This is a genomic window from Streptomyces sp. NPDC097129 (genome assembly GCF_055668065.1).
In genome coordinates this window covers 39,885-55,284 of the sequence record NZ_JBVOQE010000018.1, presented here as the reverse complement: position 1 = coordinate 55,284, position 15,400 = coordinate 39,885, and the positions used below count along the sequence as shown (strand labels likewise).

Below are 15,400 nucleotides of genomic sequence, written 5' to 3'. Positions count from 1 at the left end.
TTGGGGAATGTGCTCATGCGGCGACCAGGTCCCGGCCACTTGAGGCGAACCACCAAGTGGTGCCCGTTCCCGGCCGCCAGCCCGGTCAGGGAGCCGGCCGTCAGCCCGAGCGCGGCGGCCGGCGTGGCCCGACCGAAGGGACCGCCCGTACGTCCCCAACAACATCAAGGCCTCAGCAGTCCGCCCACCCACCAGTCGTGCGGCTTGCCATCGTTGGCGATGCCGCGATTGCGCAGTGTCCCTTCGACGGTGAAGCCGAGTTTCTCAGCGACGGCACGCGAGCCGGTGTTGCCGGCCATGGCCCACCACTCGATGCGGTGCACGTCGAGCGTGGCCCAGCCCCAGTCGCACAGGGCCCGAGCGGCCTCCACCGAGTACCCGCGTCCGCGCTGCTCCCTGACCGCCCAGTAACCGAGTTCCCAGACGCCGCGGCTGATGAGGGTCAGGCAGTACGAGCCGACCAGGACGCCGGTGTCCTTGCGGAACGCGCCGAGGGTGTAGTCCCTGTCCTCGGCCCACTGAGTGGGGAGCTTCTCGCCGACGAACTTCTCCGCGTCCGCACGCCGGTACGGCACCGGCACCGGGGTGTAGAACTGGATGTCCTCGTCCTGGCAGGCCGCATACACCGCATCCACGTCGGCAGGTGTGAAGGCCCGCAGCACCAGACGGTCGGTCTCAAGAGTCACTGGATCCATCGCGGCAGTATGACCACCAACAACAAGCGGCCACCAGCGAATTGGTTCCCGCCTGGGGTCATACGGCTGAGAGCGAGACCTCCGTCGACTTGAAGAGAGCGGTGACGGAGGAGCCCTCGGCCAGGCCGAGGTCGGTGGCCGCGTCCTTCGTGATGGAGGCGGTCAGTTCCGCGCCCTCGACCGAGACCCTGACCGTGGCCATGGCGGCGCCCGTCGCGACCTCGCGCACGGTGCCGGGCAGCTGGTTGCGGATGGACAGGCCCTCCACCTGGCCGGTGGCCAGCGAGACCTCGGTGGCCTTGACCAGGGCACGAACCGAAGAGCCCTCGGCGAGACCGAGGTCCTTGACGGCGTCGACGGTGATGGCGGCGGTGACGTCCTGGCCACCGTCGAGGCGGACCTTGACCGTCGCCATGGCTTCGCCCGGGGTGACGGAAGTGACGGTGCCGGGCATCTGGTTGCGGATACTAAGGCTCATGGTCGGACGCCTCGCAGAGTATGGGTGATTCGTCTGTCTTCGGGTGCTGCGCGATCCACCGTAATGCGGCAGTGGCAGCCTGGCCTGGGCGCCATCGCATACGCGAGCGAAAGATCTTGCTGCGCCTCGCAGACGCGGTACGGCTCATCCGGCCGGCCCTCTGCGCGTCTCCTCAGACTCGGTGTTGCGGGAGTACCAGGAGCGCCAGGCCGATCAGCGCGATCAGGAGCGTCGGCGGGGGTTCCCGCGGACGCACCGCAGCCGCGGCCCACCCGTGCGGGGGTCGGCCGCAGCGCCGGCCTCGTGGAGCTAGGCCCTGTCGTTTGGATCACGCCGACCCGAGCGGGGTCTGGCACGCACATCTGCGGCGTTGTCGTCGGTCGCCGACGCTCCGCGTCGACTCCCTCCTCCGCCTTGCAGCTGCACGCACCAGACCCCGCTCGGGTCGGCCGAAAGGCACTGCACCTTGCAGCCAGCGTGATCCGAACGACAGGCCCTTGGTCACGGCTTGAGGAAACCTGCCCCGGTCAGAACCTTCTGGCCTTCGGGGGACTGCACCAGCGCGATGAACGCCTTGGCGGCCTCGGCGTTCTTGGCGTTCTTGAGCTGGGCGATGGGGTAGTTGTTGATGGCCTTGGCCGACTCGGGGAAGTCCACGCCCTGCACCTTGTCGCCGGCCGCCTTCACATCGGTCTTGTAGACCAGCGCGGCGTCGGCCTCCTTCAGCACCACCTTGTTGAGGGCGGACTTGACGTCCTCCTCGTAGGACACCGGGGTGAGCTTGATGCCGCTCGCGGTCAGGGCCTTCTGCGCGGCGGCGCCGCACGGCACCGTCTTGTCGCACAGCACGACCTTCAGTCCCGACTTGGTGAGGTCCTTCAGGGAGGCCAGCTTTGCGGGGTTACCCGGAAGGGTGGCGATCTCCAGCTGGTTGCGCACGAAGGTGGCCGGGGCGCCGGCCGCGTCGCCCTTGTCCGTGACGATCTTCATCGTCTTGGGGCTGGCGGCGGCGAACACGTCGGCCGGGGCGCCGCCTGTGATGCTTGCGGCAAGGCTGTCGCTGCCGCCGAAGCTGAAGGTGACCTTCGTGCCCGGGTGCTCCTTCTCGAACTCCTTGCCGAGCGTCGTGAAGCTTTCCTTCAGCGAGGCGGCCGCGAAGACCGTGACCTCGCCGGACAGCTTGGCGGAGCCCGAGGCCGAGGCGGACGCGGAGGAGTCCGGCTTCGCGGAGGAGTCCGAGTCGGAAGACGAGCAGGCGCTCACGGCCATGAGGGCGGCGGCACCTGCCCCGGTCACCTGAAGCATGCGGCGGGTCCGGCGCGCGGAACGGGTCATCACGGGTCCAACTCCCTCTAGGTCCTGAACGGACTCATCTGGTCCTGAACGGACGCATCTACGGTCTTTCGACGACCACGTCGGTCGATTTGTTCACGGCTGCTGCCGGAACACCGGGCTTCAGGTCCTCAGCCGACTCGCGGGCGTAGGCCGTGAGGGCCGGCTCGGGGGTGCTCCAGCGTCCCGACTCCTCGCGTTCGGCGGTCGGTTTCCCGCCGTCGACGAGCGCCTCGCGGTGCCGGGACAGGCGCCGAGCAAGGCGGCCGCGTCCCCGATCCGGTAGATCCGGATACGGGGATCATACTTCCGCATATGCAAGGTGAGAGTCACCTGTAGCTTCGCATGAGCCGAACGTTATTGGTTTTGTCCTGGCATGTGCGTTTGTACGGGACGTCTGGTCGGGTACGGTCATGCAGGAGGTGGTGGCTCGTGACCCAGTCCCTCGCGGCTGCCCGTACGTCCGCCGGTGAGCTGGCGGAAATCGTCATCAGCGGAGATCTATCCCGCCCGGCCAGGCTGACGGTGCCCGGCCTGCTCGCCTGGCCCCAGCACGAGGCACAGGTCGCCTTCGAGTGCGCCACCCGCGGCACCCAGCACCACCGCTTCACCGGGCCGCTTCTGCACGACGTCCTCACCGCGGCGGGCCCCGCCTACGACCCGGCACGCCGCAAGGACCGCCTGCGCTTCCTGATCGCCGTTCGCGGCGCGGACGGCCACCACTCACTGCTGTCCTGGGCTGAAATCGACCCGGACTTCGGCCGCGCCCCCGTCCTGCTCGGCGTCACGCTCGACGGCACCCCGCTCGACCGCGCCGGCCCGCAACTGGTGCTGCCGCAGGATCGTTGCGGGGCCCGGCACATCAGCGGCATCGACACGATCCAGGTGGACGGCGGCTACGCGACGACGGGCGTGACCCGGTGAGCCCCTCGACCGGCGCGCACGTCCTGGTCCTGGAACACGCGCCGCAGGAAGGCCCGTACGCCATCGCCACGGCGCTGCAGGCCGCCGGGCTGAAGCTGCGGGTCTGCCGCACCTGGGCGGGGGAGGCGGTGCCGGCCACGCTCACCGACACGGTTGCCCTGGTGGTCATGGGCGGCCCTATTGCGGCCTACGACGGCTGTCCCGGCCCTGCGGACGAGTTGGCACTGCTGCAAGCCGCGCTCGAGGCCGAGGTGCCGGTGCTCGGAGTGTGCCTCGGCGCACAGCTCCTGGCGTCGGCGGCGGGCGGAACGGCTCTCGCCGGCGACGGCACCAGGGCCGCCTGGGGCGAGATCCGTCTGTTTCCGGCCGCGGACACCGACCCCCTCTTCTCCGGCTTGCCCCCTCGGCTCCGCGTCCTGCATGGGCAGGCGGACATCACGAACCTGCCGACGGGGGCGACTGTCTTGGCCTCCTGCGACCGCCGAAGGGTCCAGGCGTTCCGGATCGGCGGCACGGCGTGGGGCCTGCGGTTCCACGTGGAGGTCGACAAGAGGGCCGTCGAAGCCTTCGAGGCGGTGCTCCCCGACCAAGCGGCAATGGCACCCGACCACATCGAATCGGCCCTCGCGGAGCTGAGTGCCCTGGCCCCGCACCGCGACCAGATCCTCGCCCGCTTCGCCGACCTCGTCATCGCACGGTCGGCCGGCACGGCGACCCGCACCTTCTTCACACCCCGGGCAGCCTCCTGGGAGGAACGCTACGCCGCGGACAACCCCGTGTACGCGGCGGCCGTCGCCCGCATGGGGCTGCGCCTCGGGCAGCGCGCTCTGGACGTCGGCTGCGGCAGCGGCCGGGCCCTGCCCGCGCTGCGCGCCCATGTCGGCGACGAGGGGGTCGTCCTCGGCCTGGACCTGACCCCGGCGATGCTCACGGCCACCGCGCGGGAGGGCCGCGCCGACCTCGCCCGGCTGCTGCTGGCCGACGCCTGCCGGCTGCCGCTGCCGGCCGGCGCCGTGGACGGCGTCTTCAGCGCGGGCCTGATCAACCACGTCCCCGACCCCGCGGCCGCCCTGCACGAGTGGGCCCGGGTGACCGCCCCCGGCGGAGTCCTGCTGCTGTTCCACCCCTCGGGCCGCGCCGAACGCGCGGCCCGGCACGGCCGCCCACTCGACCCGGACGACCCGCTGGCCGAGGAGAATCTGGGCCTTGCCCTGGAGACTGCCGGCTGGGACCTGGCCTGCTACGAGGACGCCGCCCGCCACTTCCTGGCCCGCGCGGTCCGTTCCGGCGGATGAACCCGTAGTCCTTCACCGTCCCTGCGAGGCAGGGCGAGCGGACCTGACCACACCCGCAACCGCCCATGCCGCGGACCGGTGACCACCGCGCACCGGGCTATGCGTTCGGCGCCGCTGCGGTCCCTGGCGGCTGCTTGTCACGGGAAGGGGGGCTGCACGACTGGTTCGCAGCACGGAAACGACGGCTCTCACACGGCGGTGGTCGGTGAATCAACCAAGAGGCGTTCCGCCTATCGTGCCTTGCATTTACGATGCGATGACTCACACTCACCTGGTGAATGTGAGATGCCGGGTGTCGGGCACTGCCACCCGCAGTCGTATGAGGAGCCGGACCACATGCACGTCGAACATCTCTTGCAGGAGGAATCCCTCGGCCTGCGCCTGCTCTGGGCCGAGGACTCGCTGCTGCGCCAGGACATCAGCGGCGTCACCGTCACCGACCTGGAGGACCCCGCCCGCTTCGTCCGCCCCGACGAGGTCGTGCTCAGCGGACTCGTCTGGTGGAGCACGGACGGAGGAAGCGGCAAGGCCGAACGATTCGTGTCCGGCTTGAAGGAGGCAGGCGCCGCCGCGCTTCTCGCAGGCGAGGAGACTCACGGCTCGGTGCCTCGCAGCCTGGTCGAGGCGTGTAAACGGCACGGAGTCCCGGTCGCCGGCGTGCCCGCCCATGTGATGTTCCGGGCGATCACCGACACCGTGTACCTGCGGCAGTGGGGCGAGCTGAGCCGCAATCACGCGCTGCCCGGACACATGCGCGCCCGGCTGGACCGGCTGGTCGCGCAGGGCGCCGACCCGGCCTTGGTGCTCACCGCCGCTTTCGCGCATCTCGAGGGCACCGCGGCCTACGTCCTCACCCCGGCCGGCCGGACCGTCGCGGGCACGCCGGGCGCGGAGCCACTCCCGGCGCGGGTGGCTGCGGCCCTGCCGGGGAGCGGCACCGGTGCGACGGTACCGGTGGAAGCCGACAAGTCCACTCCGTACGAACGCTGGTGGCTGCACCTGCCGGACCCCGACGCGGTACCCCCGCGCCTGCTGAACGAGATCACCACCGTCCTTGGCCGCTGCCAGGAAGTGCTGGCCCGCCGCCGGGCAGCCGGGCGTCATGCGGCGGACGAGCTCGGCAGGCTGCTCCACTTCCCTGACACGGGCGATCTGGCTGCCGCGGTACGCGCCTGCGGTCTGCCGGCCGATGGGCCGTTGCGTCTGGCCGTGGCCGGCACCGACGTGCGGTACGACGGGCTGGCGGAGGGGGCACTGGCGGAAGCGGTCGCGCACACGACTCCGGCGTTCGCCACTGTGGGACGTCTGCCGGACGGGACCGCGTTCGCGGTGGTGCCCGAGGATGCCGCGGCCCGGCTGACGAGGACCTGGCCGCTGGTGGCCGCCTGCGAGCCGGGCGTCCTGCTGCACGGTGGGCTCGCCTCACCGGCGGGCGAGGCGGCCGGGTTGCCCGGCGCCCTGGCCGAGGCCCGCTATGCCCTGGCCTCCGCCCGCGCGACGGCGCCAGGTACCTCTTCCCTGACCGACATCACCGCGATGATGACGCTGGACACGCTGCTGGCCGGAGTACCGGCCGAGGTTCGTGCCGCCTACAGCAGTACCGTCCTCGGACCACTGCGCAGCCCTGTGAGCGCCTCCACCGCCGCGCTGAGGCGCACCCTGGAGGTCTTCCTCGCCCACGACGGTTCCTGGAGCCGCACGGCCGAAGCCCTGCATCTGCACGTCAACACTGTCCACTACCGCGTCGAGCGCATCGAGCACCTCACCGGCCGTAACCTCTCCCGCCTCCAGGACCGCCTGGACCTTTGGGCTGCCCTGCTGTGCCGCACGGACCGGGCCGGCACGCCAGGAGCGACGACGGCGGACCGGGCCGGCACCCCAGCCGCTACGACCGCTCGACGTGCACGCTCGTCGACTTCACCCGCGCGACGACCGTGACGCCCACCCCCAGGCCCAGATCCTCCACCGCCTCGCGGGTCACCAGGGACACGACCTGGTGCGGGCCGGCCTGGATCTCCACGCGAGCCACGACGTCGTCCACGTCCAGCGCCGTGACGATCCCGGTGAACGCGTTGCGCACGGAGGTCGGCGGCCCGGCCACGTTGCTCCGCACGTCCTCGGCCGCCCGCTCCTTGGCGAACCGCGCCAGCCCCACCCCGTCGATCACCCGGTTCCCTGAGCCGTCCCGCCCGACCGGCAGGCGGCCCGCGTCGGCCCACCGGCGCACCGTCTCCGGACTCACCCTCAGCAGGCGCGCGGCCTGGCCAATGCTGTACGTCGGCACAGGGAAACCCTAGGGGGTCGCCCACGGGGCCGCGCAGGCCGGTGTGTCACGTCACCGGCACCGCCCGAACCGGGGACCGCTCACGGTGTCGGCCCTCTGGTCCAGCCCCGGTTCGTTGCCGTCGCAGTACAGCGGCCCGAACACCTGATTGCCCTCGAACGCCGGAGTGGCCTCCTGGGGCGTCAGGCCGCTTCCGCTGTTGTCGGTGATCACCACCGGGCCGGTCACCGTGTTGCCCGTGACCGCGACACCGCCAGTGTTGGCATCGAGCGTCAGCGGGCCCCGCACGGTGTTTCCCCCACAGGTCGTCGGGTCGCCCCCGATGCGCACAAACCCGCTGCTGCGCCTGACGGTGAGCGGCCCGGTCAGCGTCGAGTCGCACAGGGTGAGGGCGAGAGCGCCGTCGGAGCTGACGGGGCCGGTGATCCGGGCAGCCGAGACGGCGAGCGACCCGCCGGGCAGCACTGTCACCTTGCCGTCCTGGCTGCCGCCGGAGGATATGCAGATCGCCTCGTCGGCGGCGACGGTGAGTCCACCGTGGCGGGCGGTGGTGATGCAGGGCCGGCTGAAGCCGACGGTGACGTCCGTGGCGGCGTCGGTCGCGCTCGGAGCGAAGCCGGTGTCGCCGCTGTAGGTGGCGGTGACGGCGTGGGAGCCGGGTCGCAGTCCGCTGGTGGTGAAGCGGGCTTGGCCGTGGTCGAGCGGGACGGTCGCCAGTTGCATCGTGCCGTCCGAGAAGGTCACCGTGCCGGTCGGGACACCGGCGGTGGTGTTCGCCGGGCCGATGACGGCGGTGAAGGTGACGGCGTGGCCGAACAGCGGCGTGGGCGTGTCCGCGGTGAGCGAGACGGAGGTGCCGTAGCGGAAGGTGACGACCGCCTTGCCGCTGCCGTGGTGGACGCCCTGGAGCAGCGAGACGTCGGACGCGGCGGGCGCCGCGTAACCGCTTCCGCCGCCTCCGCCGGCGCCGTAGAGGTTGCCCGGGTTTCCGCCGCCGGAGCCGCCTCCGCCCCCGAAGTAGCCGCCTCCGCCTCCGCCTCCGCCGTTGCCGCCTCGGGCCCCGTTGCCGCCGGCGCCGCCGCTGCCGGGGTTGGGCAGGCCGGTGTTCGGATCGGTGTCGCCGCCGGCGCCTCCGGGCCCGCCGAGGGCGGAGTTGGGGCTGCCGGTCCCGGGAGCGGTCCGGCTTCCCCCGCCACCGGCGACGCCGGATCCCTCGGGGCCGCCGCCCTGGCCGCCGTCCTGGCCGGCCGGGCCTCCGCCGTCGCCTCCGTGCAGGAGCGGTCCGCCGTTGCCCGCGCCACCGCCGCCACCGGCCACCAGGACCCGGTCTGCGGGGTCGAAGTCGCCGATGCGCACGTCGGAGGCGCCGCCGCCGGATCCGCCGCCGCCGTGAGCGCCCCCGCCGCCGGATCCATGGCCGAATCCGCCCGGCCGGGCGTACTCGCCGTGCCGGGAGGTCCCGGAAATACCGGGTGCGCCGACCGTGATCTGGAGCTTCTGTCCGGCAGTGACGGCCAACCGCGCCCGGGTCTCGCCGCCGAGCCCGCCGGGAGCGCCGGTGTTGGGCGGGTTGGGAGCGACGAAGCCGGCCGCACTGCCGCCTTCGGCGCCGTACAGATCGACCGTGACGGCGTGCACCCCGTCCGGCACGGTGAAGGCGTCCGTGCCGGCGGAGTCGTACGTGCACGTTGGCGGGGCGGTGCTGAACAGGCCGCCGACGCCGCAGGGGGAGGCAGTGGCGGGAGTTGCGGTATCGGCGCTGGTGGCGGCTTCGGCTGGGAGCGGCGCGAGCACCGCCGTGACGAGACCGGCGGCGCCGACGGCGGGCAGGAGCTTGGAGCGTAGGAGGTTCAACAGATCTACCTCAGGGAGGAGTTGGGCAGTTGTGGGTACGGCGGCTCGGCTCAGGCGCCGTCGTCGGCGCACAGGGCCCAGGCTTCGGAGTAGGTGCTCGGCGAACTGGTGCCGCCGGTGTGGGTGAAGGCGGTCCAGTACGCGGCGTTGGTGGTGCCGTCGGTGAGCGGGGTGCCACCGGAGTCGCTGGGGTAGCTGCCGTTGAGGTGGTCGCCGCCGGAACCGGGACCGGTGAAGTCGGTGGTGGTGACGCTGCCTCCGCTGATCGCGGCGCCGCCGCTGACGAGCTTGCCGTCGTTGCCGCCACAGCCGGCGGTCACGGTCTGGCCACTGGTGGCGTTGGTGGGTCCGCTGACCTCGCTGAAGCGCACCTTGACGGTCGTACCGCTGATGTCGATGGTGTTGCCGCTGCAGAGGGCGTAGGCATAGGTGGTGTTGGTGCTGTTGCCGCCCCCGCCGTTCCAGCCGACCGCTGTCCAGGAGTCGGGGTTCGCGTCGCCGTCGGCCGCGGCCTTCTGCCCGTAGTCGTGTGCGGCGTCGTTGAAGGTGGGGAAACTCGCGATCGGCTTGAGGCTGCCGACACTCGGGGGCGTGATGCGGGCCCCGCCGCCGAGCAGGCGGGTGTGCGCCGGGCAGGTGGCGGTGGCCAGACCGACCGTGCCGCTGGTTGTCGGACCGGTGACCTTGTTCATCACCACCTGGGTGTGGTTGATGACGTTGCTGGTGAAGCACAGGGCATAGGGGGTGGTGGAGAAGGAGGCGTTGACCGCGCCCCCGCTGCCGCCGATGCCGAGCCAGTGGGTGACGTCGGTGCCGACCACTCCGGTGGAGCCGAGGTACTCGGTGCTGCCGTCGGGGCTGGGGGAGGTGCCGTTGATCTTGTTGCCGTTGGACGAAGCGCCCGTGCCGATGGCCTGGTTGATCCCCCCTCCGGAGATCAGGCCGCTCGTGCAGGAGGCACTCGTGGTGATCTCGGAGAAGGTGGAGGCCGGGCCGGCCGTGGCGCCGGGAGTCTTCACCACGCCCCCCACGGTGTTGGCGTACGCGACGCCCGGAACCGCGAGGGCGAGCACGGCGCCGACAGCGAGGGTCTTTCCTGCGGCGAGCCGCCGCAGACGTCTTGTCTTCATCGAGTCCTCTTCACATGCGCAGAACGGAGGGGGAGCGACCGGCCGCAGCGCTGTCGCGCGACGGGCAGGTGGCGATGGGAGATGCTGCTTTCCTGATCAGGGAAAGGGTGGGCGGCAGGGCCCCGTTCGCTCCCGGTGGGGAGCTCGCTCAGGGAACGCGGCAGCGGCGGCTCCCGGGTGTTCCGGGGCGCCTCGATCCGCTTGGAGCATGCGGACTCTAACAGCGATTCCGGCCCGCATCTACACGTCAATCACGGAGAAAGGCTTGCAGATGCGTAAGCCGGGCAAGGCTCCGACCGAACCTCGGACGACCGTCCGTACGCTGGCTGCCGAGGCCGACGACAGCTCGTGTGATGCTCCAGCGTGGCTGCCGCAGCCGTTCCGTCCCATCGGCAGTCGGCGAGGCGCCGAGGCTCTCAACGCTTTGGCGAGGACGAGGGTGCTGACGACGGACGCGATGTGGTCGCGGCTGATGCGGATGCCCGCGCGGTACAAGCCGCGTCCCCGCATCGGCGGGCTGACCTCGTTCGGCACCGTCGTCGGGCCACGGGTCGCACCGCCGGGCTGCTTCGTCGGCGGCCTGAACGGCGCGCGGAGCTGGTCACGCGGGGCGCGACCGCCCCGGCCGCGAGGCAGGGGCACCCTCGGACAGTCGCGGCCGGCGGCGGGCGGCAAGATGGTGACGGATCCGCCGGTCAGGTGGCTGGCCAGGAGCACCGGACCGGCGGAAGCCTCCGCTCGACTGTCCCTCACCCGGAACTACTGGTGCAGGGCGCGCCGCCACGGCCACCGTGACCGCCGAAGACGGCCGGGTCGGTGCAGGCGACCCAGCACTTGAGCCCGCGGCGAGACGATCCCCGACGCCGACCACTACCTGCCGCTGCGTAGCCCGGAACGCCTGACCGAACTGCTGCTGACGCGTCTCCGGTAACGGGTGAGGAGAGCCGCACCGACCTGCTCGGCAGCCAGGCACTCCAGCTCGGCGTGGGGGCCGTCGGCCGGGAAGAGCCGCCGGCCGGTGCCGAGGACGACGGGGAAGGTCAGCAGGCGGTACTCGTCGACCAGGTCCGAGGCCATCAACCGGTCCACGACGCTCAGGCTCCCGGTGACGACCACGTCCCGCCGCTCGCCCTTGACGGCCTCGACCAGGTCGCCGTCGAGGACCTGGGAGTTCGCCCACACCGAGGTGTCGGCGCCGCTCAGGGTGCGGGAGGCGACCAGCTTCGGCACGGCGTTCATCCGCGCGGCGAACGGGTCGTCGCGGCCCGGCCACAGCCGCGAGAACAGCTGCCAGGTGGTGCGCCCGAGCAGCAGCACCCCGTCGTCCAGCGTGCGGCCGAGCCGGAACTTGTCCCCGGCGACCGCCTCGGGGCCGTACCGGAACGCCCAGCCGCCGAGCGGGCTGCGGGCGGAACCGTCCGGGTCGGACACGACCCCGTCCAGGGTGATGAACTCGATGACGACGACGCTCATGATGAGATTCCCTTCGGTTCGGTGCTCACCGGTACGTACCGGCGGCACCGCCCCGACTCATCGCCGCCGGCGGAACTCTTCTGCCGGGATGTCGCGCGGCAGCCCGAAGGCGTCGAAGACGCGCGGATCGGCGAACACCACGTTGCGCGCGACGCGGCCGCCGGTGACGGTGAAGACCTGCAGGGTGTGCAGTCGGTGCCCGCCGCCCGGCTCCGGCGCGTACGCGGCGAGCGCGGGCTGCCCGTTGGCGGTCAGCTCCCGCACGCACCAGCCCGTGCCGCGCATCGCGAACACCCGCTCCATGAACCGTCCGTAGTCCAGGCTCCCGCGGTACCACAGCGGCACCGGCGGCATCTCCAGCACCGCGTCGTCGGCGAGCAGCCGCACCAGCGCGGGGACATCGGCCGCCTCGAACGCCTGCATGTACCGCTGGACGACCGCCCGCACCTCGGGATCGTCCGGCTCGGTGACCGCCCCGGCATCGCCCACGCCGGCCAGGGCGGCGCGGGCCCGCTGCAGTGCGCTGTTGACCGCCGCGACCGTGGTCCCCAACTGCTCGGCGACCTCCGCGGCGGTGAACGCCAGCACCTCGCGCAACACCAGCACCGCCCGCTGCCGCGGCGGCAGGACCTGCACCGCCGCCACCCACGCGAGCCGCAGATCGGCCCTGACCTCCACGTCGCACCGCGCGTCGGGGAACGGCTGCAGCCAGGGCACATCGAGCGCCGGCACCAGCGGCGCCCCGGGATCGTCGCTCGGCACTCCCAGCCCGGACGGCAGGGGACGCCGCCCGCGTCCCTCCAGCGCGGTCAGGCACACATTGGTCGCGATCCGGTACAGCCAGGTCCGCACCGACGCCCGCGCCGGGTCGTACCGGTCGCGGGCCTTCCAGGCGCGCAGCAGCGTCTCCTGCACCAGGTCCTCGGCCTCGTGGAACGACCCCAGCATCCGGTAGCAGAACGCCACCAGCTCACCCCGGTACGGCTCGAGATCCACAGGCTCATCATGCCGCACACCCGGCCTCACGCCCACGGAGAACGACGCCGGGACGGCGAGCAGCCGCGCTCGCCGTCCCGGCGTCGTGGCCGGTCGGAGGCGGTTCGGATAGGGCCCACGGCGCGCCGCGTGCGGGGGTGCGCCGTGGGCCGGGCGGTCAGGGGCGGTCGGCGGTCAGGGGAACTGGAGCACCTTCGACGGGACGGTGCTCGTGCCCGAGGTGGGGGCGCCGGTGTCGTTGACGACGTGGGCGTACTGGCCCTTGCCGCCGAGGGAGATCACCAGCAGGTCGTGCATCTTGATCCCCGGCTTGACGGGCACCTGGAAGCCGTGGGCCTGCACGATCGAGGGGTCGGCCGTGTAGTTGCAGTAGCTGCCCAGGCCCCATGCCTCGTGCGTGGTGACGGTGTCGGCGACCTTGTAGGCCGCGTAGCCGACGATGCCGTCGTGGGTGACGGCGGCGGCGTTCGGGGCGTCGTACGCCTTCTCGTTCTGGAAGAAGATCGTGCGGCCGCGTTCTCCGTTCCAGTAGACGTCGTACTTGTTGAAGTGCTCGACGAACAGCCCGGTGGCGAGGACGTCGTTGCCGTTGACGCGCAGGCCGTAGTCGGCGCGGTTGGTGTCCCAGCCGACGCCGCTGCCGTGGTCGGCGCGCCACAGCCAGGTGTGGTCGATGACCACGTTGTTGCTGTTGACCACCACGGAGTTGGTGGCGAGGCCGGGGCCGGCGCCGCCGATGCGGACGAAGACGTCCTGCATGGTGGTGGGGTTGGCGGAGTGGTCGGCGGTGGAGCCGGGGGCGCCGATGCGCAGCAGTGTGTCGGAGTTGACCGGGCCGGCGTCGATGAGGAATCCGGCGAGCCTCACACCGTCGACGTCGGCGACGTGCATCGCGTCGACGCCGTTGTCCGGGACGAGGGTGGCGAGGCCGAGACCGAGGACGACGGTGTTCGCTCGGGTGACGTCGATGGTCCGGTCGAGGTGGTAGACGCCCGGGGTGAACAGGAGGTTGAGGCCCTGGGCGAGAGCCTGGTTGATGGTGGCCGCGGTGGCGCCCGGCTTGACGACGTAGAACTGGTCGAGCGGCAGGGACGTGCCCGCGTTCGCCGGCCAGGACACTCCGCGGGCGTTGCTGCGCTTGGCCGGGACGAACACCTTGTAGGCGGAGCCGTCCAGGTAGAGGAAGGGCTTCTCGCGGGAGACGGGGGTGGTGTCCAGGGTGGTGTAGGGGCCGCTGTCGAAGTTGGTGGCCGGGGCGCCCTGGACGCCGCTGAAGGTCATGTTCCACACGCCGTTGGACCAGCCGCCGACCGAGCTGTCCCGGGTGTACCACTGCTGCTGGGAGTACGGGCCGACGGTGCCGTCGATCTTCGAGTCGGCGATGTAGCCGCCGGAGGCCCAGCCGTAGCCGTTGGGCGCCAGGTTGAGACCGCCCTTGACGTGGATGCGGCGGAACGGGGCGGCCTGCGCCACGGCCCAGCGGTCGGTGCCGTTGGACGGCGTGATCGCGAGGTTCTCCGCCGAGCGCCAGAAGTTCTGCGTGGCGTTGCCGTTGAACCAGCCCGCGTCGACGGTGACGTCACCGTTGATCTGGGTGTCGTCGGGGTTCAGGCCGAGGCCGGAGATGGAGGTGTAGAAGCCGATCTGGGCGTTGACGCCGTTGTAGGTGCCCGGCTTGAGCAGGAACTGGTAGCGGCCGGTGCCGAACTGGTTCGACTCCTGCTGGGCGAAGACGTCGTCGAACTTCTGCTGCAGGCCGGGGGTGGAGGGGTCGACGACGATGACGTTCGGGCCGAGGTCGCCGCCGCCCTGGACGGGCGGGACGCCGGAGGCGCCGGTGTGCACCGCGACCTCCCAGAGGGAGTATCCGTATCCGGTGCCGCGTGCGGTGCCGAGGATGCGCACATACCGGCCGGAGCCGCTGACGTCGTACGAGGCCGTGCCGCCGCTCGCGCCGGTGACGCTCTTGAGCGTGCTCCAGCTCTGCCCGTCGGAGGAGGCCTGGATCTGGAAGTCCTTGCCGTAGGCGGCCTCCCAGTTCAGGTCCACCTTGCACACGTCCTGCACGGATCCCAGGTCGACCTGGATCCACTGCGGGTCGGTGGCCTGGCTGGACCAGCGGGTGGCGGTGCTGCCGTCGAAGGCGGCCGAGGCGGGCGTGCCGGCGTTCTCCGTGGAGGAGGCCGAAGCGGGCCTGCCCTGCGCGGAGTTCGCCGTGGAGCAGCCGGACTGGGCGCCGCCCGTGGAGCCGAACACCTGGAACTCCCAGAGGGAGTAGCCGTACGGGGTCGCGCGGTGCACGCCGAGCATGCGCACGTAGCGGCCCTGTCCGGACACCGCCAGGGTGTCGAGCCCTCCGTCGCCGCCGGTGACGGACTTCAGGTCGGTCCAGGTGCTGTTGTCGTCGGAGATCTGGACCTTGTAGTCCTTGCCGTAGGCCGCCTCCCAGTTCAGCGCCACCTGGGTGACCGAGGCCCTGGCCCCGAGGTCGACTTCGAGCCACTGGTCGTCGGTGGCGGCCGACGACCAGCGTGTTCCCGTGTCCCCGTCGACCGCGTAGGCGGCGGGGGTGCCGTTGTTCTCCTGGGAGGACGCGGTGACCGTCTTCCCTTGTGACAAGGGCGTTTCGGCCGCGGAGGCCGCGGTGTGGGCGAGGGGCAGGGCGCTCAGCGCGGCCGTGGTGGCGAGCGCGACGCCCAGGGATCTGAGTCTCATACGGGTCCCTGCGGGTGGGGGTGGACGAAGTGCGGCAACAAGGGCTGGACTTGACTGCGCCGGCGTACGCGGGCACAGCGGGGAGGCGTTGCCGCGTGCTTAGTTCAAGACTTGAGTTAACTAGTGACGTCAGTCGGGTGACAAGACCCCGGCACGCAAAGGGTGTGGGGATTTCGGGCGGCCTTCTGAGTGCGGTCGCCGAATGACGCTCCGTCAGTTATCCC

12 protein-coding genes are annotated in these 15,400 nt (G+C 71.6%); 3 read left to right on the top strand and 9 right to left on the bottom strand.

Annotated elements, in window-relative coordinates; genetic code table 11:
• Positions 1-164 precede the first annotated feature (164 nt).
• From AC0B9F_RS34835 to modA, 3 genes are all read right to left on the bottom strand, one after another.
• Positions 165-695, bottom strand: a complete 531-nt coding sequence (locus tag AC0B9F_RS34835; protein ID WP_472009356.1) for a GNAT family N-acetyltransferase — start codon at positions 693-695, stop codon at positions 165-167.
• A 58-nt stretch (positions 696-753) separates the two neighbouring features.
• Positions 754-1,173 (bottom strand): TOBE domain-containing protein, encoded by a 420-nt coding sequence (locus tag AC0B9F_RS34830; protein ID WP_472009355.1) that lies wholly within the window; start codon positions 1,171-1,173, stop codon positions 754-756.
• A 501-nt stretch (positions 1,174-1,674) separates the two neighbouring features.
• Positions 1,675-2,508 carry a molybdate ABC transporter substrate-binding protein gene (gene modA, locus AC0B9F_RS34825; protein ID WP_472009353.1) on the bottom strand — a complete coding sequence of 278 codons (834 nt, stop codon included), beginning with the start codon at positions 2,506-2,508 and terminating at the stop codon, positions 1,675-1,677.
• 429 nt (positions 2,509-2,937) lie between these two features.
• Between modA and AC0B9F_RS34820 the strand changes: the two genes are divergently transcribed.
• The 3 genes from AC0B9F_RS34820 to AC0B9F_RS34810 all read left to right on the top strand — a co-directional run bounded on the left by AC0B9F_RS34820 (position 2,938) and on the right by AC0B9F_RS34810 (position 6,662).
• Complete coding sequence (locus AC0B9F_RS34820) at positions 2,938-3,429, top strand: molybdopterin-dependent oxidoreductase (protein ID WP_472009352.1); 492 nt, start codon at positions 2,938-2,940, stop codon at positions 3,427-3,429.
• Positions 3,426-4,724 (top strand): methyltransferase domain-containing protein, encoded by a 1,299-nt coding sequence (locus AC0B9F_RS34815; protein WP_472009351.1) that lies wholly within the window; start codon positions 3,426-3,428, stop codon positions 4,722-4,724. The genes AC0B9F_RS34820 and AC0B9F_RS34815 overlap by 4 nt, the downstream gene beginning before the upstream one ends.
• 336 nt (positions 4,725-5,060) lie before the next feature.
• Entirely contained in the window at positions 5,061-6,662 is a 1,602-nt protein-coding gene (locus AC0B9F_RS34810; protein WP_472009350.1) for a helix-turn-helix domain-containing protein, read from the top strand.
• Here the strand turns inward: AC0B9F_RS34810 and AC0B9F_RS34805 are convergent.
• The 6 genes from AC0B9F_RS34805 to AC0B9F_RS34780 all read right to left on the bottom strand — a co-directional run bounded on the left by AC0B9F_RS34805 (position 6,610) and on the right by AC0B9F_RS34780 (position 15,176).
• A complete protein-coding gene (locus AC0B9F_RS34805) occupies positions 6,610-7,008 on the bottom strand; it encodes a TOBE domain-containing protein (protein ID WP_472009349.1) in 399 nt (132 codons plus the stop codon). The two genes, AC0B9F_RS34810 and AC0B9F_RS34805, sit on opposite strands and share 53 nt — an antisense overlap.
• Before the next feature lie 51 nt (positions 7,009-7,059).
• Entirely contained in the window at positions 7,060-8,862 is a 1,803-nt protein-coding gene (locus tag AC0B9F_RS34800) for an Ig-like domain-containing protein (RefSeq protein ID WP_472009347.1), read from the bottom strand.
• A gap of 50 nt (positions 8,863-8,912) precedes the next feature.
• Positions 8,913-9,992 (bottom strand): hypothetical protein, encoded by a 1,080-nt coding sequence (locus AC0B9F_RS34795; protein ID WP_472009346.1) that lies wholly within the window; start codon positions 9,990-9,992, stop codon positions 8,913-8,915.
• Between the two features lie 870 nt (positions 9,993-10,862).
• On the bottom strand, positions 10,863-11,465 hold the full coding sequence (locus AC0B9F_RS34790) for a dihydrofolate reductase family protein (protein WP_472009345.1): 603 nt from the start codon (positions 11,463-11,465) through the stop codon (positions 10,863-10,865).
• 57 nt (positions 11,466-11,522) lie between these two features.
• Complete coding sequence (locus AC0B9F_RS34785; RefSeq protein ID WP_472009343.1) at positions 11,523-12,461, bottom strand: sigma-70 family RNA polymerase sigma factor; 939 nt, start codon at positions 12,459-12,461, stop codon at positions 11,523-11,525.
• A 174-nt stretch (positions 12,462-12,635) separates the two neighbouring features.
• On the bottom strand, positions 12,636-15,176 hold the full coding sequence (locus AC0B9F_RS34780; protein ID WP_472009341.1) for a discoidin domain-containing protein: 2,541 nt from the start codon (positions 15,174-15,176) through the stop codon (positions 12,636-12,638).
• Positions 15,177-15,400: the final 224 nt, after the last annotated feature.